Genomic DNA, 20,301 nt, shown 5'->3' on the forward strand with positions numbered 1-20,301 from the left:
AGATTTAAAAGGCTCATTGATCATCAAAAACGTTTGTACCTATCCGGAAATGTGTTTTTAGCATCCCGGAAGGGTGGAATTTATGTTTTGCTTAAAGTGGAATGATCTTGGTTGCTGTGATCCTAAAAGTAAGCCTATGGCCAAAGTAACAGGTACACTATTCTTGCATTTTAGTGTACAGGAGTACCAAATGGATGGAACTTGATAAAAATATCAGTGATTGATTGGTGACTGTTGTGCCCGGTATTCTGTTGGGGAACACTGATACATTTTTTTAAACTCCCTGAAAAAGTAAGATTGGTTATTAAAGCCGGTACGGTAAAAAATCTCTGCTACGTTCAGCTTGCTTTTGGCCAATAATTGGGCAGCATGTTGCAGCCGGATCCGGCGTATAAATTCTCCAGGTGTCATATCAGCAATCGTTTTGAGCTTTCTGTAAAGCTGCATTTTGCTCATAGACAGTTCTTTTTCCAGCATTGCCGCTGAAAGGTCTTCATTATCAAGGTTTAATTCTATGACTTTTACCAGCTCCTGCAGGAATTGTTTGTCTGTATCCAGTATTTCCTCACTATTGATGGCTGCAGGTTCATTATCTCTGGCAAACAGTTGATGAAGACGCTGCCGGTATTCGAGCAGTTTACGGATTCTAACCAATAAATGGGCAGTATGAAAAGGTTTTGGGATGTAAGCATCTGCGCCGGATTCATACCCGGCGGTTTGTTGTTCCATAGCTCCTCTTGCTGATAAGAGAATAACCGGTATATGGCAGGTAGCCGGGGCATTCTTTACCTTTTCACAAAAGGTAAGGCCATCTGTGCCGGGCATCATAATATCGCTGATAATGAGAGCAGGGAGCGTTTGTTGAAGCAGTCCCAATGCTTCAGTTGCATTTTCTGCTTCATATATAATATAATGTTCCTGCAAAATGTCTTTCAACAGATAACGAATGGCATGATCGTCCTCCACGATCAGGATACTTTCTTTGTTATTTTCCTCCCATTCCCTGAGTAAGGCTTGTTTATTATTTTCGCGGGTGGCGGTTGGTTCATATTTTTCATGATTAGCCGTCATGGAATGAAAAAGATAAGATGGTGTGGCATCGGTGGTGGTATCTTCCCGTAATATCCAGGCATTAGCAGTATGTATATGCGACAGTGGAAGTAGCACTATAAATGTTACCCAGTTCTGATCACTTTGCACACTTATTTGTCCCTGCAACAGCGTAACCAGCTGCCTGGTAAATGCAAGACCTATACCAGCGCTAAACTTTTCTTGTTCGTTTGTACCGGATGCAAAAAACTTATCAAACAGTTTATCCAGCTGATCAGTGGGTATATGGCAGCCGGAGTTGGCTACGGCAATTTTTAACTGACCGGCTTCGGAGCTTACCATCAGGTGGATTTCCTGATTTTTTGGGGAATGTTTAAAGGCGTTAGACAGGAGGTTGAACATAATCTTCTCCAGTTTGTCCTTATCCGTCCAGCCTACTATATCCGGTGCTATGTCGCGGGTATATTGGAGTTTACGTTGTTCTCCTATTGGGGTAAATAGCGCCGAAAGATTAGTCAGCAGGGCAGAGATATGCAGATGGCTATAATGGTTCTGAAGAAACCCTGCTTCTGCTTTCCGGAATTCCAGGAGTTGTTGCACCAGGTAGGTAAGTCTGGAGGCTTGTTGTCTTACCAGTGATAAAAAATATTGCTGCTGTTGTAATGGTGGAGAGGCATGCCCATTAGTGCCAAAACGTTCTACCGCTCCTACAATCAGGGTAAGTGGTGTTTGGAGTTCATGCGCAATATTGGTGAAGAAGCCCAATTGTTCCTGGTGCACTTCCTCTTCTTTCTTGCGTAGAAGATGTTCCATTGCCAACTGATGTTTCATTTCCAGCTTATTTTTCCGGTATCGGTGAAAAGCATATCCTGCACCTGTAATAATTATAAAGTACAACAAAAAGGCAAGCCAGGTAAGCCAGAAGTACTGCCGGATTGTAATCTGGAATACAGTGGTTTCCGGCGTCCAAGCTCCTTCTCCATTGGACCATTTTACTTTCAGCAGGTAATTACCCGGAGGAATGTTGCTATAGGAAATTTTACCAACTACACCTGAATAATGCCAGGTTTTATCATATCCTTCCAGGTAGTAAGTATATTCACATTTTTCTGCCTGAAGGAAGCTGACTGCTTTCAATTTCAATTCAAAAAAATCATCTCTGCGGCTAAGCGTATACACCTGGCGGTTAGTTGAGCCAGGCTTAAGGATTTGAAGCACCTCCTCTTCTGTTCCTTTTCCCGCCAGTTGTAATCCGGATATCAATAGGTTTGGATGCCAGTTGCGTTCCCGTATATTGCCCGGTTGAAAAAAATTGAATCCATAGGTGCCTCCAAAGAAGAGATAACCGGCAGGATCAGTCCATACGGCTCCATCACTGAATTCATTACCCTGTAAACCATCTGCTTCCTGGAAATGGGAGATATCGCCGGTACCGGGATTAATACGGGCTAATCCTTTGTTGGTACTTACCCAGATAAAACCGTTATTATCCGCAGTGACTGTATGGATAGTATTATTCGGCAATCCGTTGCTGGTATTGAATTTCTGGAAATGAGGCTGTGCCTCATGTGCTGCTGCAGCAGGAATCCAGTTAAGTCCGTAGCTGGTTCCGATCCATATACGCTGTTGCTGGTCTTTGTAAATAGCCAGTACATCGTTATGGGATAAGCTACCTTCATAAGAAAAGGCTTTGAACGCGCGAAATTGCCGGGTGTTTTTATTATAAAGATTAAGGCCGCCATAGCGGCAACCAATCCACAGCTCATTGTTTTCTCCCGGAGCAAGTGCATAGATAATATCATTGGCTGGACCGGTATTGGTACCATTAAATGTAAATTGTTCAAATGAGGCCAGGGATAATTGTCCTTTTTTATCCCGTTGCAACTGCAAATGAATTAATCCATAACCACTGGTGCCCAGCCATAGGGAACTATCTTTATCTTGTAGAATAGCATATACAGATCCAAAAGTGGGGCATTCAATAGTACCTCCGATATGCTCCCACTTGATGAACTTTTGCGCAGTACCATCAAAAACGCCTAATCCCCGCCCATCAGTACCAATATAGATCAGATTGTCCATCCCTTTATACAATGCAAAAACAGCATTGTTTTCCAGCTGTACCGGTGCCGTAAAGAGCTGTTTGCCGGTAGCCTTATGGGCATTTTTCCAGAAGTCGCGTACACAGATAATACCACTGCCTTTTGTGCCTACCCATAAGTTATCGTTCTCTGCACAAAAAGCACGCACAGGTTTATTATAAGGTAGGCCATCAGTATACCGGGTGATAGCACCAAAATACTGAGGCCTTGGATATATTTTAATGATGCCGTTGCCATCCGTACCACACCACAGTACATTTTCCGTACCACAGGCCCAGGTAGTGATCCGCATGTCCTGCAACGGTTGCGTCTCTTGTTGCAGAAAGGTGGCCGGCCGAAACTGCTGATCATATACTGCTGCCCCCTGGGTAGTCCAGGCCAGGAAATAATGTTCCTGATAATAGGTAATAGCCTTTAGCGGATGTAGCAGTTGCGCTACCGTTTTAACCTGCAGGGTTTGTGGATTTATTGCTATTAATTGTTTGTCGGGAGTAGTGTAAAAAAGTTGTTGATGAGTATAAAAGAAATTATTTACTTCCCCTTGCATATGTTGGAGAGGATGGAACTGCTGCTGCTGCCAACTAAATACCTGTAGTTGATTATTACTGGTAAGCACCCACAACCTGTTGGCATCATCAAAAGCAGCTTTTACAATTTTATCAGTTATAGGTAAGGTGCATTTTACAAATGAATCTGTTGCGGCATTATACCAGGTGAGGCCATCTTTCTTGTTCAGGCAGTAGACCTGCCCGGTACTATCAGTAAGCAGTGCATATTCCTGTTCACTGATTTTACTGCTTTGTGGGCGTGCATAGAAATAATTTGCAAACCTGCCGGTATGCTTATCATATCTGGATACTCCTTCCACAGTGCTCATCCAGATGTCGCCTCTTTTATTTTCGGTGATTTGCAAAACCACATTATTGCCTATGCTTTTCGACGGATTTTCCTTACTATAATTAAATACATGAAAGGCTGAGCCATCGAACATATTGAGCCCATCCCATGTGGCCACCCATAAGATATTATCGGAGTCACAAAATAAGTGGTTGATAGCGCTGTTGGACAAGCCATTTCTGTTATCCAGCTGCTGGAAAAAGTAAGGATCGGCAATGTTGGCCAGACCTTTGAAAGGAACACTTAATACCAGTATACAGTAAAGGGTGCTTAATGCATGTCTCATACGTGGCTGGTTAAGGAAGATAAGTATAGTAAGATACTCAATTTTGGCCGAATGAAGGTGGATAACGGGACATAAAAAAAGGGATGACCAGATAGCCATCCCTTTGTATATTGAAAAGATTAATCTTACAGTACAATCACAGTTTTACCTTTTCCTTTTCCCGTTCTGCTGGCAGCGATTGCTGCAGGGACTTCGATCAGGGAGATTTTGTTTTCTACAGGAATACGTAGCTTACCTGTATTAATGATGGTCGTCAGTTTATCCAGGGATGCAGTGCTACCCTTTGTTTCAAAATTGCCTCCCCTGATATTTTTTTGGGTTAATTGCTGGCTATTAGCGTTAAATAGTGTGGTGAGTGCAGCTCCCCCTGATTTTACCAGTCCGGTCATCGCATTGAAAGCGGCAGCATCACTTACCAGGTCTATCAGCCCATTTACACCATGGGGGTATAAGGTGCTGATCTGAGCAGCAATAGCAGCTTCTTTATAGTTAATTGTTTCTGTGGCCCCCAGTTTTAACATCCGGTAGGCGGCAGCTTCATCAGATACGGTAGCGATAACATGAATCCCCTGCTGTTTAGCCAGCTGAGAGGTAAAAGAGCCTACTCCGCCGGTAGCGCCAATGATCAGCAGGGTTTGTCCGGCTTTTAATTCCAGTGTTTCCAGCAGTTGTAGAGCAGTCATTCCTGCAGTAGGTACTGCGGCAGCTTCTACCAATGAGATTTTCTCCGGGGCAAGAGCAATAGCCGCTTTTTCCGGCACAATGGCATACTCTGCAAAGGCGCCTTCACCTACGGGAGCATGTAAAAACTGACCATAAATATGATCCCCTGCCTTGAAACGGGTTACCCCTCCTCCTACAGCTTCCACTACACCTGCACCATCTACTCCCATGATCAGGGGAAACTGGTGGGGCATCTTTCCATCCAGAATGCCATCTATCAACTTCCAGTCAAAAGGGTTTATACCCGCAGCGGCTACACGTATTAACAGCATGCCATCTCTTGGAACAGGCTTGGGTAATTCCATTACCTCAGGTAAAGCGCCAAATTTTGATACAGCTACCGCTTTCATATTATCAGAAGTTTAAGATAAGAGTTAAAGCATAAAGGTACGGGTTATTAGCTTGTCAGAACATTTTGGATACGCCCAGGCGTTGAGCGCGGTAAATACCAGAATGTCCACTGAAATAATAGGCGGTAAAGCAGGCTACAGCAAAGTAAAGCACATGTTCCGTCCCAAACAACTCTACTCCCATCAGGGTACAGGCAATGGGGGTATTGGTGGCACCGGCAAAAACGGCAATGAATCCAAGACCGGCAAACAGGTCTACCGGTGCGCCAGATAAAATGGCCAGTGTATGTCCTAAAGTAGCCCCCATGAAAAACAAGGGAGTTACCTCCCCTCCTTTGAATCCCATTCCCAGGGTAATAATAGTGAGCAGCAATTTCCAGAGCCAGCTCCAGTTAGTAACGGTGCTGTTGGAACGAAAAGCATTTACAATACTGATTCCATCAGGATCTTTGCTGGTAACTCCTAATCCGGCATAGTCCATCGTGCCCAACAAATAACATCCTGCAATGATAAGCATCCCGCCCACTACAGGAATGAGCCAGGAAGGCCGGATGTATTGTTTGGAATAGTGCTGTACGGCATGCATGCCTTTGGAAAACAGGAAGCTGGTAAGCCCGAATGCGACGCCAGCTATGATTACTTTGATCAGCAGTAAGAAATCTATATGAATAAAGGAGAAGGTTGCAGCAGCCTCCTGAGCCGTGAAGTTAATGGTGTAATGGGTATGGTGAATGCCCCAGGAAGAGCAGACAATGTCTGCAAAAACAGCCGCAATGAGGCAAGGAATGAGCGCATCATAACGGATAACTCCAATGGCAAGTACTTCCAATGCAAAGATAGCACCGGTCAATGGTGTGCCAAATACGGCGCCAAATCCAGCAGCAATACCGGTCATTAATAAAATACGTATGTCCTTATCCGAAAGCCGTAACCATTTTCCTACCATTTGGGCCATGCTACCTCCTATTTGTACCGCAGTACCTTCCCGGCCGGCAGCTCCGCCAAATAAATGTGTAATCACAGTGGTCAGTAATACCAGAGGGGCCATGCGGGCAGGTACCCCTCCCCCTGGCTGGTGTATTTCTTCCATAATAAGGTTGTTACCTTTTACGGTATCACCTCCCCAGGTCTTATACAGCCAGAAGATAAAGGCACCAGCTGCTGGTAAGAGAAAGATCAGCCATTCATGTGCCCAGCGAAATGAGGTAGCCTCTTCCAGCAGCCATAGAAATAAGGCTACCAGCGATCCGGTTATTATCGCTACCGGTATAACCAGTAAAGTCCAGCGAAGTAAATGATAAGTAATAGCTAATTGCTCCGGCGTTTTTTTTAATCGTTGCATATTCCTACAAATAACAATTTAAAATGGGTGTATGATCCATTTACTATTTGTAGGCGCCATTAGCTCCGGAATGTGCGGAACGGTTGGGTCAGGAAGACACCATTTCCTGTATGACAGCAAAAATAATAAAAAAACCTGATCAATGATAGTTTGACCAGGTTTTTCCCTTTTAATGCTTGCAGTATATGCTTTACTAAATGTTATTTTTTTGTGTATTGATCCATCCACTCAATAGCTCTTTCCCATAACGTGTCTTTTATGATATGGTTTTGATCAAAGCCGTGGTTGGTATTATAGCCATAAGCTGCAGTAGTAATTCCTCCTGCCTTCAATACGTCAAACAGGCGCAGATCACTTTCCGTAATACATGGGTTGTCGTTAGTGGAATAATGGATCTGCACAGGAGGGCTGTATTTATTTGTCTTAAATACTTCTGCTGCACTGGCATTGGTATAAACAGACTCATGCCCCTCATATGGATATCCAAGGAGATAAGAGAATTTATCTGCCCAGACCGTGTAATTAAGACATTTGCGGGCAGTAAGGTCCATTACACCTGCAATAGGTACGAGCGCCTTAACACGAGGGTCCTTGGTTTTAAACGTATAAACAGCAATCAGGTGAGCACCTGCACTATGCCCGGCTAATATGTAAGTACCCGTTTTTATGTTGTATTCAGTAGCATGACTGTCAACATAATCCAGTACTGATTTAATGTCATCCAACTGTGCCGGAAATTTGTTACGCCCCTGCGGCAACAACAGGCTATCGGCTAAGCGGTAATTCATATTCACTACAGCATAACCGTTTTTCAGCAGTTGAGGAATCCGTTTCCGCAGCATAGACTGGGATTCAGCACGGGTATATTCACTGCTTTTATCATCGGAAGTCCAGCCCCCTCCATGTACATATACCATCACAGGTGTTTCTCTGGATCTTTCTGCAGGTAGAAAAATGTCGAATTGCTGTTTGGCATCCTGGCCATAAGCTACATTGCGAAACTCCGTTGTTTTAGGTACAGGCTTGGTTGTATCTGATGAACTGCCTTTGGAGCAAGAGAGCAGGCTAACAACCAGGAGGCACAAACAACCTCCCCAATAAATTATTCTCATGACATCATGCGGGTTAAAAATGAAACCACAAAATAAAAGAAAAGTTTTAGTATAAAAGATCACACAATAATGTTAGATTGGTATTCTCTGATTTGCTGTTAAGAAACTACAGAATCCCTTCAGAATCTAGGCTCATATTTGTATTCCTGCAGGCAAATAAAAGCTGCAATATGCGTATTATATGTGGATAAGGAAGGGTATTATCTGGGTGGCCGTATTATCGGGTATACATACCGTAGCGCTGAAAGCACAAAACAGGGCCTTATTGTTACCAGCTGCTGATTCAGGATATACCGGCATCATTCCTACATCAGCAGAAGATACATTGCCGGTTATACAGGGGCATTTGTGGCAGGCTGTACCCCGGTATAAACCATCCATGGCAGGTGTTGTGGTGCCGGGGGCTATGATGGCGTATGGATTCCTGGCCTTAGGGAATAATGCATTAAAAGATCTGAATGGTAGTACTAAGGGAGAGCTGCAGGAAGACCATCCCACATTTGCGAATCACATTGATAATTACTTGCAGTATGCACCTGCTGTGGCTGTTTATGGCTTAAATGCAGCAGGCATACATGGACAACATAACCTTCGTGACCGGAGTATGCTGTATGGCATGTCTATGCTTATGATGAGTGGTACTGTATTTGTAACCAAGAAGCTGACTCATGAAGAAAGGCCGGACCAGTCCAATTACTATTCCTTCCCTTCCGGGCATACAGCCAGCGCTTTTGCTGCTGCCGAATTCATGCGGCAGGAATATAAGGAGGTATCTCCCTGGTATGCTTATGCTGGTTATGCGATGGCTACCGCAACAGGCGCATTACGCTTGTACAATAATAAGCATTGGCTAAGTGATGTAATTGCTGGCGCTGGATTTGGTATCCTTAGTACTAAAGCGGCTTACTGGATGTATCCATGGGTAAAACAAAAACTTTTTAAAGACAAGCCTGCCACAACGCTGGTAGTCCCCTATTATAATCCTCAGTGGCGTAGTACAGGCCTTAGCTTAAGCATGCAGCTGCACCGCTGATGTCAGGTGTTAAGTTAGTGGTTAATCGCTTTTGGGCATCCCCTCTATATAAAGCTAATAGCTCTTAAAATCTCTGCAATTGTTTAATTTGCAGAAATGAATTCGCGTGATCGCATGTCGGTGAAAAGTAAAATAGCTCCTATAACCTTAAAGGAGCGGATGACTGCCCTTCGTAACTTACCAGCATTTTTTAAACTTGTATGGCATACGAGCCCATGGCTTACCGTGATTAACTCCCTGTTACGTATTGCCCGGTCTGCTTTGCCTCTAGCCATACTTTATGTGGGCAAGCTGATTATTGATCAGGTAGTATTATTAAGCACTGATAAAAGCCATACTTCGCACGAATATTTATGGGAGCTGGTAGCAATTGAGTTTGGCCTGGCCATCTTGTCGGATGTGTTAAGCCGGGGGATAACCTTGTTGGATACTTTGCTGGGAGACCTGTTTGCCAATGAAACTTCTGTAAAGATTATGCAGCATGCTGCTACATTAGACCTGGATCAGTTTGAAGATGCCATCTTTTATGATAAACTGGAAAGGGCGCGTCAGCAAACAGTAGGCCGTACCATACTTTTGTCGCAGGTATTAAGCCAGGTACAGGACCTGATTACCATGGGCTTTCTGGCAGCAGGATTGATGGTATTTAACCCCTGGCTGATATTATTGTTACTGGTAGCTGTGGTGCCTGCATTTTTGGGAGAAGCATATTTTAATGACAAGAGTTATGTGCTTACCAGGGGACAAACGTCTGAGCGGCGGGAACTGGACTATCTGCGTTACCTGGGAGCCAGTGATGAAACGGCTAAAGAGGTAAAGCTTTTCGACCTCTCAGGATTTTTTATAGAACGGTTTAAGAACTTATCAGATAAGTTTTATATCGATAACAGAAAGCTGGCAACCAGCAGATCGGTCTGGGGGAGTGTATTTGCCATGATAGGAAGTGCCGGTTATTATGCGGCCTATGTAGTGATTATTGGTAAAGCCATCACCGGGAGTTTGTCTATAGGTGACCTTACTTTTCTGGCAGGCTCCTTCCGTCAGATGAGAAGTTTGCTGGAAGGGGTGTTAACACGCTTTACCAGCGTGTCTCAGGGTGCTATTTACCTGCGCGACTTGTTTGAGTTCTTTGAGATAAAGCCCCGCATCACGCAGGCAGCCCATCCCCGCCCATTCCCCAATCCTATCAGGGAAGGCTTTGTTTTTGAAAATGTCGGGTTCCGGTATACGCATTCCAATCAATGGGCCAACCGCCATCTGAATTTTACCTTGCATGCTGGTGAAAAGCTGGCACTGGTTGGTGAAAATGGGGCTGGAAAAACCACATTGGTCAAATTACTGGCACGATTATATGATCCTACGGAAGGGAGGATATTGCTGGATGGATATGACCTGCGGGAATATGACCTGGCAGCCTTACGCATGAATACCGGCATTATTTTCCAGGATTATCTTCGCTTTCAGATGACGGTAGCTCAAAATATTGCGGTGGGCAATATTGTAGAAAAAGAAAACCGGGAGCTAATTATATCTTCAGCAGAGCAAAGTTTAGCAGATCCGCTGGCACAACGGTTGCCTGGCAAATATGATCAGATGTTAGGGCGGCGTTTTAGCCAGGGGGTAGAGCTATCTGGTGGTGAATGGCAGAAAATAGCATTGGCGAGGGCTTATATGCGTGAGGCACAGTTGCTGATCCTGGATGAGCCTACGGCAGCTTTGGATGCCCGTGCAGAATATGAAGTGTTCCAGCGTTTTGCAGATCTGACTAAGGGTAAATCAGCAGTACTGATTTCTCACCGTTTTTCTACGGTACGCATGGCCGACCGTATCCTTGTATTGGAAAAAGGAATGTTGCTGGAAATAGGTAGTCATGAAACCCTGCTGCAATTGAATGGCCGTTATGCCGAATTATTCCATTTGCAGGCAATGGGGTACCGCTAGTCTTTTTTATAGTCATGGGAAATGGGTTGAAAATGAATAAATAATAGCCTGCTGGCTACTGATATCCCATAAAAAGATTGCCATTACCGGTTTGGTATATAAAAAGAAACAGGTTTATCCGGAAGAATGGATAAAAAAAACGCAAAAAGTTTTCTTTTCGTGCCGGCCATGATTATCTTTAGCAGTTCCACCCGGCGTTTAAGTGAACAAAATAGCCGGAGCAAAACCCAATTATAACTGATAAAACTTATTATTTAAACTGGTTTGTATGAGTAATCGTAGGAAATTTTTGCGCCAGCTGGCCCTCGGCTCCGGTGCTTTATCTATTGGTATCCCTTCCTTTGCCAGCAATGATTCCCGTGATCGGGAACTGGAGCATGCACTGCAAACGGGTACAAAGTCACAGCGTTTCAATATGTCTGGATATGCAGCCCCAAAACTGGATAAAGTACGTATTGGCCACATCGGCTTAGGCCAGCGCGGTCCCGGTGCAGTATCCCGTATGAGCCATATTGAAGGCGTGGAAATTGTGGCGCTCTGCGATCTGTACCCCGACAGAGTAACTAAAGCGCAACAAATCCTGGAAAAAGCAGGTATGCCTAAAGCAAAAGAATATTCCGGTGAAAACGGCTGGAAAGATATGATTAGTAAGGAAGCCATTGACCTGATATACATCACCAGCCCCTGGGAACTGCACACCCCAATGGCTGTATATGCTATGGAACATGGTAAACACGCCGTTACGGAAATACCTGCTGCACTTACCCTGGACCAATGCTGGCAGCTGGTTGAAACCTCCGAGAAGACCCGTAAGCATTGTATGATGCTGGAAAATTGCTGCTATGATTTCTTTGAAATGCTGACACTGAACATGACCCGCCATGGTTTGTTTGGTGAGCTGGTGCATGCAGAAGGAGCTTATATCCATAATCTGCTGGACCTGAACTTCTCTAAAAACGGTTATGCAAACATGTGGCGCCTGAGAGAAAACTATAAAATGCATGGTAGCTTATACCCTATGCATGGTTTGGGACCTGTGGCACAATGCATGGACATTAACCGCGGGGATAAAATGGATTACTTGGTATCATTGTCCAGCAATGACTTCCAGATGCAGAAAATGGCTAATGAAAAAGCAGCTGCCGATCCTTTCTACAAAGAGTTTGCGAATAAAAACTATCGCGGTAATATGAACACCACCGTGATCAAGACCAATAAAGGTAAGAGCATTATGATTCAGCATGATGTGACCTCTACCCGCCCCTATTCCCGTATTCACCTGATCAGCGGTACAAAAGGCGTTGCACAGAAATGGCCGGAGCCTGAAAAGATTTCTTTTGGCCATGAGTGGATTAAGGAAGCTGAACTGAAAGAATTATACGAAAAATATACCCCGGAAATTATCAAACACGTAGGGGAAATAGCCAAGCAGATAGGTGGCCATGGTGGTATGGACTTTATGATGGACTGGCGGTTGATAGACTGCTTGCGTAATGGATTGCCACTGGATATGGATGTATATGATGCTGCTTCCTGGAGCAGTATTATTCCACTTAGTGGCAAGTCAATTGCCAAACGTTCCGGCAGCATGGATATTCCTGATTTTACCAGAGGCGCCTGGAAAAACAATAAACCTGTAAACCTTACCCTTGATGGTGGTGGCAATACAGGTGTGAAAAAAGCAGAAAAAGATGCCGCTAAAGGGCAGTTGAATGTATAAAGTGCGATAGTAGCATATACAGGACAGTGTGTAGTTTAAAGAGATTGCAATGAAAGTGATAAAATGTTTATTGGGCTTAGCTTTGGTATTATCTTGCGGGCAGCTATACGGGCAAGCAAAAAAGAATAATAAAAAGGTGAAACGGCCCAATATCATTTATGTGTATGCAGATGACATGGGATACGGCGAGCTGGGAAGTTATGGTCAGCAAAAGATCAAAACACCGCATCTTGACAAGATGGCAAAAGAAGGCATGCGGTTTACACAGCATTATACCAGCACACCGGTATGTGCCCCAGCCCGCTGTATGCTCATGACGGGTAAGCATGGCGGACACGCTTATATCCGGGGCAACTATGAACTGGGTGGTTTTGAAGACAATATGGAAGGAGGACAAATGCCTTTGCCGGAAGGTACCTTTACCATTGCAACGCTATTAAAGAAAGCGGGTTATACTACAGGCCTCTGTGGCAAATGGGGACTGGGAATGAATGGTACCACTGGTTCGCCCTTAAGACAAGGATTTGACTACTATTATGGTTACCTGGATCAAAAGCAGTCGCACAACTTCTACCCTTCTCATTTATGGGAAAATGAAAGGTGGGATACACTGGATAATCCACCTATCAGCGTTCATCGTCCACTAGACCCTGCTACTACAAAGGACGAGGATTTTGCATATTATAAGGGGAATGTTTATGCGCCGGAAAAGATGACGGAAAAAGCCCTGGGCTTTATTGATAAGCATAAAGATCAACCCTTTTTCCTCTATCTGCCATATACAATCCCGCATGTTTCCTTACAGGCACCGGATGCCTATATTCAGCAGTATGTAGGAACGTTTGAAGAACAACCTTATTACGGTGACAAAGGATATGCCCCTGCTAAATACCCTTATTCCACTTATGCTGCGATGATCACTTATCTGGACGACCAGGTAGGTATTATCATGGATAAAATCAAAGCATTGGGATTGGATGATGACACCATCATTATGTTTTCTAGCGATAATGGCGCTACTTTTAATGGTGGGGTAAATTATGCTTTTTTTAATAGTGTAGGCGGTTTACGTGGGCTAAAAATGGATGTATTTGAAGGTGGGATCAGGGAACCTTTTATTGCCAGATGGCCAGACAAAATACCTGCTGGTACAACCAGTGACCTTATCTCCGCCCAATATGACCTGATGGCTACCCTGGCAGAATTAACAGGCCAACACGCAGATAATACGGATGGTATTTCTTTTTTACCTGAATTGCTTGGGAAAAGGGCGCAGCAACAAAAACATGATTACCTGTATTTTGAGTATCCGGAAAAAGGAGGACAACTGGCTATTCGTATGGGTGATTGGAAAGCAGTGAAACTGAATCTCCGTAAGCAGCCGGATAATAAGTGGATGGTGTTTAACCTGATCACTGATCCTGCAGAAACAGTGGATGTGGCTGACCAGCATCCTGAACTGATCCGCCGGTTTGATGCTATTGTGAAAAAGGAACATCAGCCGGCACACATCAGAGAATGGGAGTTTCTTTCTCCAAAATTCGATGTGAAACAAATAAACCTCTAGGAACGTACGAAAAGTAGCAGCTGCTCGAGCGAATATTGTTTTGTTCTTCCGTCTAAAAAAAACATACCAGGCAAAGCTCATCCAGCCTTGTCATGGCATTTGCCAGGCGGAGGTCCTGCGTAGGCAGGCAAGCAAATGCCTGATACTCATCCAGCACTTCTCCCAATGCTGCAATTTTTAGTTCATGTACCTCCAGTTGCTGATTCAGGAAATCTAGGATCCCTTTCCCTGCATCTTCTGTATTATTGAAGATCATTTCATAAGCTTCCGGTGCGGGTGCTTGCAGGGAAATGCCCGCAGTTTGCAATGGCGCCAGGGCATTCAGATCATCCAGTGCAGTGTCCAGCAACTCGTTCCATTCACATACTATCAGATTATTAGCGCCTTGAAGGGCTGTTTCCAACTCCTTCCAGATATGAGGTACTATGGGTTTAACCACCTTAGGTAAACGGGCAATGTATTGCTCTGCAGCCGTTTCTTCAAAAATGTCATAAAAAAGCTGCTCCAGCAGATCTCTGGCATTGGTCAACTGCTGTAACTTTTCCCGGTTTCGGAGTGCATATACCATTTCCTGCCAGCGTATATCCAGTTCTTCCCAATCCTCCTGCTCCATTTCATCTGTGATAAGGACCGCATCGTCCTGGAGTTTATAGTTGTCCAGCCTTGTTTTTTTGATAATCAGCTGATTTTGATGAAATGCCAGTTCATAAGAAGCAAAGTTGAGGAATGCAGTACTGATCAGTACCTTATCAGTAAAAACTTCATGGGCAACGCTTTCTTTACTATCAAAATGCGAGTATCCGCCTGGTAGACCATATGCCCGTGTTAGCCAATCAAAGGTATCTTTAGTTATACTGGTGTGTGGTGAATGCATAGTGAGGTGGATATGCAACAAAAGTAAGACAGATTGTCCAAAAATTAGAAGGGATATCGTAGGCTGGTACAATTAGCACATCTCATGGTATTTTAAAGAACTCTTTTTAGTGTGGTATCACTTTTGATAGATTTGTATGGTTGAAAGTCAATGGCATTAGAAAGGAAGAATAAATGAATACGGTCAGCTTAAATTAATGCATGATGGAAAAACGTAAACTTGGAAGATCTGAATTATCGGTAGCGCCACTGGCTTTTGGCGGTAATGTTTTTGGGTGGACAGCAGACCAGGCTACTTCATTCCGGTTACTGGATGGTTTTGTAGATGCAGGCTTCAACCTTATAGATACCGCTGATGTTTATTCCCGGTGGGTACCGGGGCATACAGGAGGAGAATCAGAGACGATCATTGGAAAGTGGTTAAAACAACGGGGCAACCGGGATCAGGTGGTGATTGCTACAAAGGTAGGTGCCGATATGGGGCAAGGAGGATTTAAGCTAACCCAATCCTATATATTAAAAGCGGTAGAGGATTCCCTGCAACGTTTACAAACTGATTATATTGATCTCTATCAGACGCACTATGATGATATGAATACGCCAGTGGAAGAAACACTGGATACTTATGGACAGCTGATAAAGGAAGGGAAGGTCAGGGTAATCGGTACTTCTAATATGAGCCCGGAAAGATTATTGTTATCACTGGATGCAAGTGAAAGGAACAGATACCCCCGGTACGAAACATTACAGCCGTTATATAACCTGTACGACCGCGAAGAGTTTGAAAAAAGCTATGCCCCTATCTGTGAGAAGCAAGGATTGAGTGTTATTAATTATTATGCATTAGCCAGTGGTTTTCTTACAGGCAAATACCGTTCGCAGGAGGATGTGAGTAAGAGTGCCAGGGGGCAAAAAGCGCTGACTTATCTAAATGATCGTGGATTACGTATACTTGGCGCCTTGGATCAGGTAGCAACGCAGTATAATACAACTGCTGCCAGCGTGGCAATTGCCTGGCTAATCCATCGTCCGGGTATTGCGGCGCCTATTGCAAGTGCTACCAGTACAGAGCAACTGGCAGACCTGACAAAAGCAGTAGTATTGCAGCTGGATGATGCTGCTATGGAAATATTAAATACCGCCAGTGAGTGGGCGCATCAATAAGATATTTGCTTATGAGAAATGTAAAAGAGCCGGCCTTTTCAGGCTGGCTCTTTTGTTTTATACCCGAATAATATATCAGAACCGCCATTTAATACCGGCATTCACCCCCAGTCCGCCAATATTGATATAGGATTTAAGATCATTGGCGGGAGCATTATTATCTTTATACATTGTTTGTGAGCCTTGTGTTCCGGTGGGTGTGTTGGAATTTTGATCAAGGGTAGTTACATATTTTGTTTTCTTTTCAGCAACACTCAGATCATCGAGACCGCGGGAAGTGGTTGCGATGACTTGCCCGGTAGTTGGATTCACCACATTCGTCTTTTCATCATAAGCGGTTACTTCTTTATCTTTTCCTTTTACCGGAACGTTACGGTATTCTGCTTCTACAAAAATACCCAGTTTGGGTGCAACCGGGAACACTACTCCCAGGGCCCCCTGAAATCCGATGGTAGGATTGGGATGGATCTTTTCTTTACGATGAATAGTTGTTTGCGCAATACTGCCGGATGGGCCGGGGCTGTTACGGGTGGCATCCGTTTCAATGTTCAGGTTACCCCATAACGGAACAACTACCCCGAAACGTACATAAGGGTTTACTTTTTCCAACCCAGGGCTCAGTACCAGGCTGGGTGCGAAATCGATGCTATTCACATATCCATGCGATTCCACACTGGCAGCTACCTGGCTGGTACCTTTTACAGTGGTGATATTTTTGGTCATCAGGTTCTTCTGGCTATGGAAGTAGTTAAATGTTCCCTCAAGTGCCATATACTTATTGATATTCCAGCCAAAGGTCAATCCTCCCCGCCCTCCGGCACCATAGGAACCGGTCAGCACTTTTTGGGAAATGATAGTGGTAGCACCTGTAACAGGATCTGCCTGTTGACGTATATCTCTGGGGGGAAACTGCCCCACATCGGGGAACTGTCCCTGCGACACACTGAAGAAATAGCCTCCGGCTGCCTTTAAATAGAATTTTGATGGTGCCGGATCGTTAACAGACTGGGCATTGGCTGTACAGGCCAGTGCAAAGATGGCTGTAGAAAGCATGGTGAGGCTTTTCATATAGAATTGTTTTGGTGATAGTATTCGGTTGTTCCGTCTATAGGAAGTTAACGAATTGTTACCAAAACATCAAAAGTGATGCCTGCTTTATGTACGTAGCCTGGTGGGCGTTATATACAGGATGTAAGTTTGTGCTGTTAGACGGGAAACATTAAAAGGCTTCAGCTAAAGAAAGATAAAACCCTGATTGTCTTTTCTCACCGGGTCTCTTTTCCCCCCAGCCATAGTCGATCCGTATTGTTAAGCGAGAGGCCTCATCATAGAAATAGCGGATCCCAAGACCATAATTAGGTTTCAAACGGGTTAGATCCAGGTTGCGATTGGAAAATACAGTGCCGGTACCTGCAAAAGCTGCCAGCGCAAACTTCGGACTGGTATCCACAAACCAGATCTTCACCCTTATTTTAGGATCAACGAGATAACGGTATTCAGTTTGTAAAGCCAGATAATTCTGTTCCCGGTAGCGCCCGGTATAGTAGCCCCGCATAATCATATCATTCCCCATTTCAGGCAGGAGATAAAAGGGTTTATTTTTACCCTGTATGCTGTTTAAGTAACCGTTGAAGCCCAGGGTACTTTTCTCAGAAAGTGTAAAGAACTGTTTTCCCTGTGCTTCCACCTTCCAGAGTGGCGTAGTGCTTATAAATGCAGGTGCATGCGCTACATTGAGTTTTAGCCAGGTGCCTCTGGTAGTATAGTTCTGATTATCACGGTTGTCAAAAATACCGGTCACCCCTATGAAAGTAACATGCCCCCCTGCTTTATCTGTTAGTGATATTCCTGGATAGATGCCTTTGTTTTCTTTAGCACTAAATTCATTATATTGGTACATAATAGAGGCTCCGGCATAAAAATGGCCACTAATGCGCTTCTCCCCTTCCAATTGCATTTTAAACCGGGTATTGCCCACCAGCGTACGGTCATCATAGTGGGTACTATCTCCTATCCCATAAAAATATACCGGATAATTGTGATATCTCAGTTCTCCCCTGTAATGCCAGGTATTGTCTTTAGTCCAGATATCAGCTTTAAGATCAATTTTATATTGATTTTTGGTAGTGATGCTGGGAATGAGGTTGATGGTAGAGTTGCGGGTGATCAGGTCCGGAGCCTTTTTATTGGTATAGAAAGAATAAAGCATAGCGGCTCCAACTTCCAATCCTTTTTCCGGAGAATAGCCCAGCACAGGCAGGGGTAAAAAACTGCTTTTACGGGGTAATATGGTATCCTGTGCGTGTACACTAAGGACGGTTATAAGTAAAACAAGCGTAAGGCGAATGGTTCTTAACATGTTGCTGATGTCCAAATTTCTGATATACTGAGCTGCAAATGTATATGTTTTGAAATTGATACATCCAGGCGGGTGTTTTACCTGTCACTGTGTCCTAAACTCTTTTCCGGATTCACCCGGTCGCGCACAGTTTGTTTAAGTGTTTTTATTTCAGGAAAATGTCCGGCATCCTTGCGATTGAAGATAATCTCATCGTTCAGGTAAATCAGGTAAGCGCCACCCGTTTCACTTGGCTTAAGCGTCACTCCGCTGATATCTTCTGTAAAAGTGGTAAGCAGCTCCTGGGCCATGTATGCCGCACGGAGCAGCCAACCACATTTGGGACAATATTCTATAGTGATGCCTGGTTTCATTTGATGATGTTTTTAATATGATGGTATGCGTTTGTGCCTGACGATAATAGTGCTGGCACCTCCGGGAGATATTAATGTCCCACTGTTGTAGCAGCACTGGTATCTACCGTTTTAGGTGTTTTAGATGGCTCTTTAAATGCTTTTAAGGATGGTAGTGCACAAAACAAACCGGCCAGTGTAAGCACAGCAGCGGCTGCAAAGGGTGCGCCGGGAAAATGCAGAGGGGCATCGGCTGCAGTAAACCAGGAAAACAGGTTGGTCATCATGAGCGGTCCAATGATAGCAGTCGCACTGATAAGGCTGTTTAAAGCACCTTGTAGTTCTCCCTGCTCGTTAGCCGGTACCTGAGAAGAAATAAGCCCTTGTAATGCCGGGCCTCCTATACCTCCAAGACAATAGGGAACCAAAAAGATAAACATCATCCAGCCTTTGGTAGCAAAAGCGAACAACGAAAAACCTAGTGTATACATCAGCATACCCGTAATAATGGCATTACGCTGCCCCAGTTTGGGGATGGCAATCCTGATAAGGCCGCCTTGTACCAGGGCCACCATCAGCCCTACAAATCCCAGGGAGTAACCTACCATTTTTTCATCCCAGTTGAATTGCAGCATAGTGAAAAAGGTCCAGGTGGATTGCACGGAGTGGGCAGCAATATATAGTAATACCAGCGTAATGATCATGCCCATTACTACCGGATACCGGCCCAGGTGCATCAATGATCCCACCGGATTAGCCCGTTTCCAGTCAAAAGGCCGGCGGTTTTCCGGCAGTAAAGACTCCGGTAATACAAAATAGCCGTAAAGAAAGTTAATCAGGGTTAATCCGGCTGCCGCCAGAAAAGGTGCCTGGTGCCCCCATTGGCTGAAGATGCCACCCAATACCGGGCCTATGATAAACCCAAGTCCAAAGGCAGCCCCTACCAGACCAAAATTCTGTGCCCGTTTTTCTGGTGTACTAATATCTGCAATATAAGCAGTAGCTGTGGTAATGCTGGCTCCTGTAATACCTGCTATAATACGGCCTACAAACAACCACGCAATGCTGGGAGCAAAAGCCACCAACAGGTAATCGAGGCAAAACCCCATCAGGGCAAAGAGCAATACAGGTCTTCTGCCATATTTATCACTCAGTCCACCTATGATAGGTGAAAATATCAATTGCATAATAGCATACGAAGCCGCTAGCCAGCCTCCGTACCTGGAAGCAGCACTCAAGCCTTCACCGGTAAGATGTTCGATCAGCTTGGGGATAACAGGGATAATAATACCAAATCCTATAACATCGATGAGTATGGTGACGAAGATAAAGCCCAACGCAGCACTTCTTTTTACAGTCATTCCAGCAAATTTTGGCGAAAGATAGTGAAGAATGCAAAATATTGAATTACTATTATTTGTCCTCTGTTCATCATTTGACAAACGCAATA

At 44.4% G+C, this 20,301-nt stretch carries 14 protein-coding genes and 1 riboswitch; of the genes, 5 read left to right on the forward strand and 9 right to left on the reverse strand.

The window, feature by feature from the left end; translation table 11 throughout:
- Positions 1-213: 213 nt before the first annotated feature.
- From ABR189_RS07650 to ABR189_RS07665, 4 genes are all read right to left on the reverse strand, one after another.
- Positions 214-4,335 (reverse strand): hybrid sensor histidine kinase/response regulator transcription factor, encoded by a 4,122-nt coding sequence (locus ABR189_RS07650; protein ID WP_354659878.1) that lies wholly within the window; start codon positions 4,333-4,335, stop codon positions 214-216.
- A 125-nt stretch (positions 4,336-4,460) separates the two neighbouring features.
- On the reverse strand, positions 4,461-5,408 hold the full coding sequence (locus ABR189_RS07655; protein WP_354659879.1) for an NADP-dependent oxidoreductase: 948 nt from the start codon (positions 5,406-5,408) through the stop codon (positions 4,461-4,463).
- Positions 5,409-5,463: 55 nt separating this feature from the next.
- The gene (locus ABR189_RS07660) at positions 5,464-6,750 is read right to left on the reverse strand and encodes a voltage-gated chloride channel family protein (protein ID WP_354659880.1); all 1,287 of its coding nucleotides are present in this window, start codon (positions 6,748-6,750) and stop codon (positions 5,464-5,466) included.
- A gap of 43 nt (positions 6,751-6,793) precedes the next feature.
- A riboswitch (Fluoride riboswitch) is annotated at positions 6,794-6,866 on the reverse strand.
- Positions 6,867-6,950: 84 nt separating this feature from the next.
- Positions 6,951-7,862, reverse strand: coding sequence for an alpha/beta hydrolase (locus tag ABR189_RS07665; protein ID WP_354659881.1), 912 nt, complete (start codon positions 7,860-7,862; stop codon positions 6,951-6,953).
- Between the two features lie 181 nt (positions 7,863-8,043).
- On the opposite strand from ABR189_RS07665, the gene ABR189_RS07670 reads away from it, so the two are divergent.
- The 4 genes from ABR189_RS07670 to ABR189_RS07685 all read left to right on the forward strand — a co-directional run bounded on the left by ABR189_RS07670 (position 8,044) and on the right by ABR189_RS07685 (position 14,123).
- A complete protein-coding gene (locus tag ABR189_RS07670) occupies positions 8,044-8,895 on the forward strand; it encodes a phosphatase PAP2 family protein (RefSeq protein ID WP_354659882.1) in 852 nt (283 codons plus the stop codon).
- Between the two features lie 96 nt (positions 8,896-8,991).
- Positions 8,992-10,836 carry an ABC transporter ATP-binding protein gene (locus ABR189_RS07675; protein ID WP_354659883.1) on the forward strand — a complete coding sequence of 615 codons (1,845 nt, stop codon included), beginning with the start codon at positions 8,992-8,994 and terminating at the stop codon, positions 10,834-10,836.
- 268 nt (positions 10,837-11,104) lie between these two features.
- Positions 11,105-12,556, forward strand: a complete 1,452-nt coding sequence (locus ABR189_RS07680; protein ID WP_354659884.1) for a Gfo/Idh/MocA family protein — start codon at positions 11,105-11,107, stop codon at positions 12,554-12,556.
- A gap of 49 nt (positions 12,557-12,605) precedes the next feature.
- Positions 12,606-14,123, forward strand: coding sequence for an arylsulfatase (locus tag ABR189_RS07685; RefSeq protein ID WP_354659885.1), 1,518 nt, complete (start codon positions 12,606-12,608; stop codon positions 14,121-14,123).
- A gap of 52 nt (positions 14,124-14,175) precedes the next feature.
- Here the strand turns inward: ABR189_RS07685 and ABR189_RS07690 are convergent, their stop codons facing one another.
- A complete protein-coding gene (locus ABR189_RS07690) occupies positions 14,176-14,997 on the reverse strand; it encodes a DUF6630 family protein (RefSeq protein ID WP_354659886.1) in 822 nt (273 codons plus the stop codon).
- A gap of 200 nt (positions 14,998-15,197) precedes the next feature.
- On the opposite strand from ABR189_RS07690, the gene ABR189_RS07695 reads away from it, so the two are divergent.
- Complete coding sequence (locus ABR189_RS07695; RefSeq protein ID WP_354659887.1) at positions 15,198-16,160, forward strand: aldo/keto reductase; 963 nt, start codon at positions 15,198-15,200, stop codon at positions 16,158-16,160.
- Between the two features lie 75 nt (positions 16,161-16,235).
- Here ABR189_RS07695 and ABR189_RS07700 read toward each other — a convergent pair whose 3' ends face one another.
- The 4 genes from ABR189_RS07700 to ABR189_RS07715 form a co-directional block, all read right to left on the reverse strand.
- A complete protein-coding gene (locus ABR189_RS07700; RefSeq protein WP_354659888.1) occupies positions 16,236-17,228 on the reverse strand; it encodes an outer membrane beta-barrel protein in 993 nt (330 codons plus the stop codon).
- Between the two features lie 151 nt (positions 17,229-17,379).
- A complete protein-coding gene (locus ABR189_RS07705; protein WP_354659889.1) occupies positions 17,380-18,519 on the reverse strand; it encodes a BamA/TamA family outer membrane protein in 1,140 nt (379 codons plus the stop codon).
- A gap of 77 nt (positions 18,520-18,596) precedes the next feature.
- A complete protein-coding gene (locus ABR189_RS07710) occupies positions 18,597-18,872 on the reverse strand; it encodes an Rdx family protein (RefSeq protein WP_354659890.1) in 276 nt (91 codons plus the stop codon).
- A gap of 71 nt (positions 18,873-18,943) precedes the next feature.
- The gene (locus tag ABR189_RS07715) at positions 18,944-20,212 is read right to left on the reverse strand and encodes a TCR/Tet family MFS transporter (protein ID WP_354659891.1); all 1,269 of its coding nucleotides are present in this window, start codon (positions 20,210-20,212) and stop codon (positions 18,944-18,946) included.
- Between the last annotated feature and the right edge of the window lie 89 nt (positions 20,213-20,301).

The sequence above is a fragment of the Chitinophaga sp. H8 genome, assembly GCF_040567655.1.
Lineage (GTDB): Bacteria > Bacteroidota > Bacteroidia > Chitinophagales > Chitinophagaceae > Chitinophaga > Chitinophaga defluvii.

Excerpts from the sequence above, each read along its gene's own strand:
- ABR189_RS07665 (WP_354659881.1), bottom strand. The coding sequence starts at position 7,862 with ATGAGAATAATTTATTGGGGAGGTTGTTTGTGCCTCCTGGTTGTTAGC.
- ABR189_RS07655 (WP_354659879.1), bottom strand. The coding sequence starts at position 5,408 with ATGAAAGCGGTAGCTGTATCAAAATTTGGCGCTTTACCTGAGGTAATG.
- ABR189_RS07675 (WP_354659883.1), top strand. The coding sequence starts at position 8,992 with ATGAATTCGCGTGATCGCATGTCGGTGAAAAGTAAAATAGCTCCTATA.
- ABR189_RS07705 (WP_354659889.1), bottom strand. The coding sequence starts at position 18,519 with ATGTTAAGAACCATTCGCCTTACGCTTGTTTTACTTATAACCGTCCTT.
- ABR189_RS07700 (WP_354659888.1), bottom strand. The coding sequence starts at position 17,228 with ATGAAAAGCCTCACCATGCTTTCTACAGCCATCTTTGCACTGGCCTGT.
- ABR189_RS07710 (WP_354659890.1), bottom strand. The coding sequence starts at position 18,872 with ATGAAACCAGGCATCACTATAGAATATTGTCCCAAATGTGGTTGGCTG.
- ABR189_RS07695 (WP_354659887.1), top strand. The coding sequence starts at position 15,198 with ATGATGGAAAAACGTAAACTTGGAAGATCTGAATTATCGGTAGCGCCA.
- ABR189_RS07680 (WP_354659884.1), top strand. The coding sequence starts at position 11,105 with ATGAGTAATCGTAGGAAATTTTTGCGCCAGCTGGCCCTCGGCTCCGGT.
- ABR189_RS07685 (WP_354659885.1), top strand. The coding sequence starts at position 12,606 with ATGAAAGTGATAAAATGTTTATTGGGCTTAGCTTTGGTATTATCTTGC.
- ABR189_RS07670 (WP_354659882.1), top strand. The coding sequence starts at position 8,044 with ATGTGGATAAGGAAGGGTATTATCTGGGTGGCCGTATTATCGGGTATA.
- ABR189_RS07690 (WP_354659886.1), bottom strand. The coding sequence starts at position 14,997 with ATGCATTCACCACACACCAGTATAACTAAAGATACCTTTGATTGGCTA.
- ABR189_RS07715 (WP_354659891.1), bottom strand. The coding sequence starts at position 20,212 with ATGACTGTAAAAAGAAGTGCTGCGTTGGGCTTTATCTTCGTCACCATA.
- ABR189_RS07650 (WP_354659878.1), bottom strand. The coding sequence starts at position 4,335 with ATGAGACATGCATTAAGCACCCTTTACTGTATACTGGTATTAAGTGTT.
- ABR189_RS07660 (WP_354659880.1), bottom strand. The coding sequence starts at position 6,750 with ATGCAACGATTAAAAAAAACGCCGGAGCAATTAGCTATTACTTATCAT.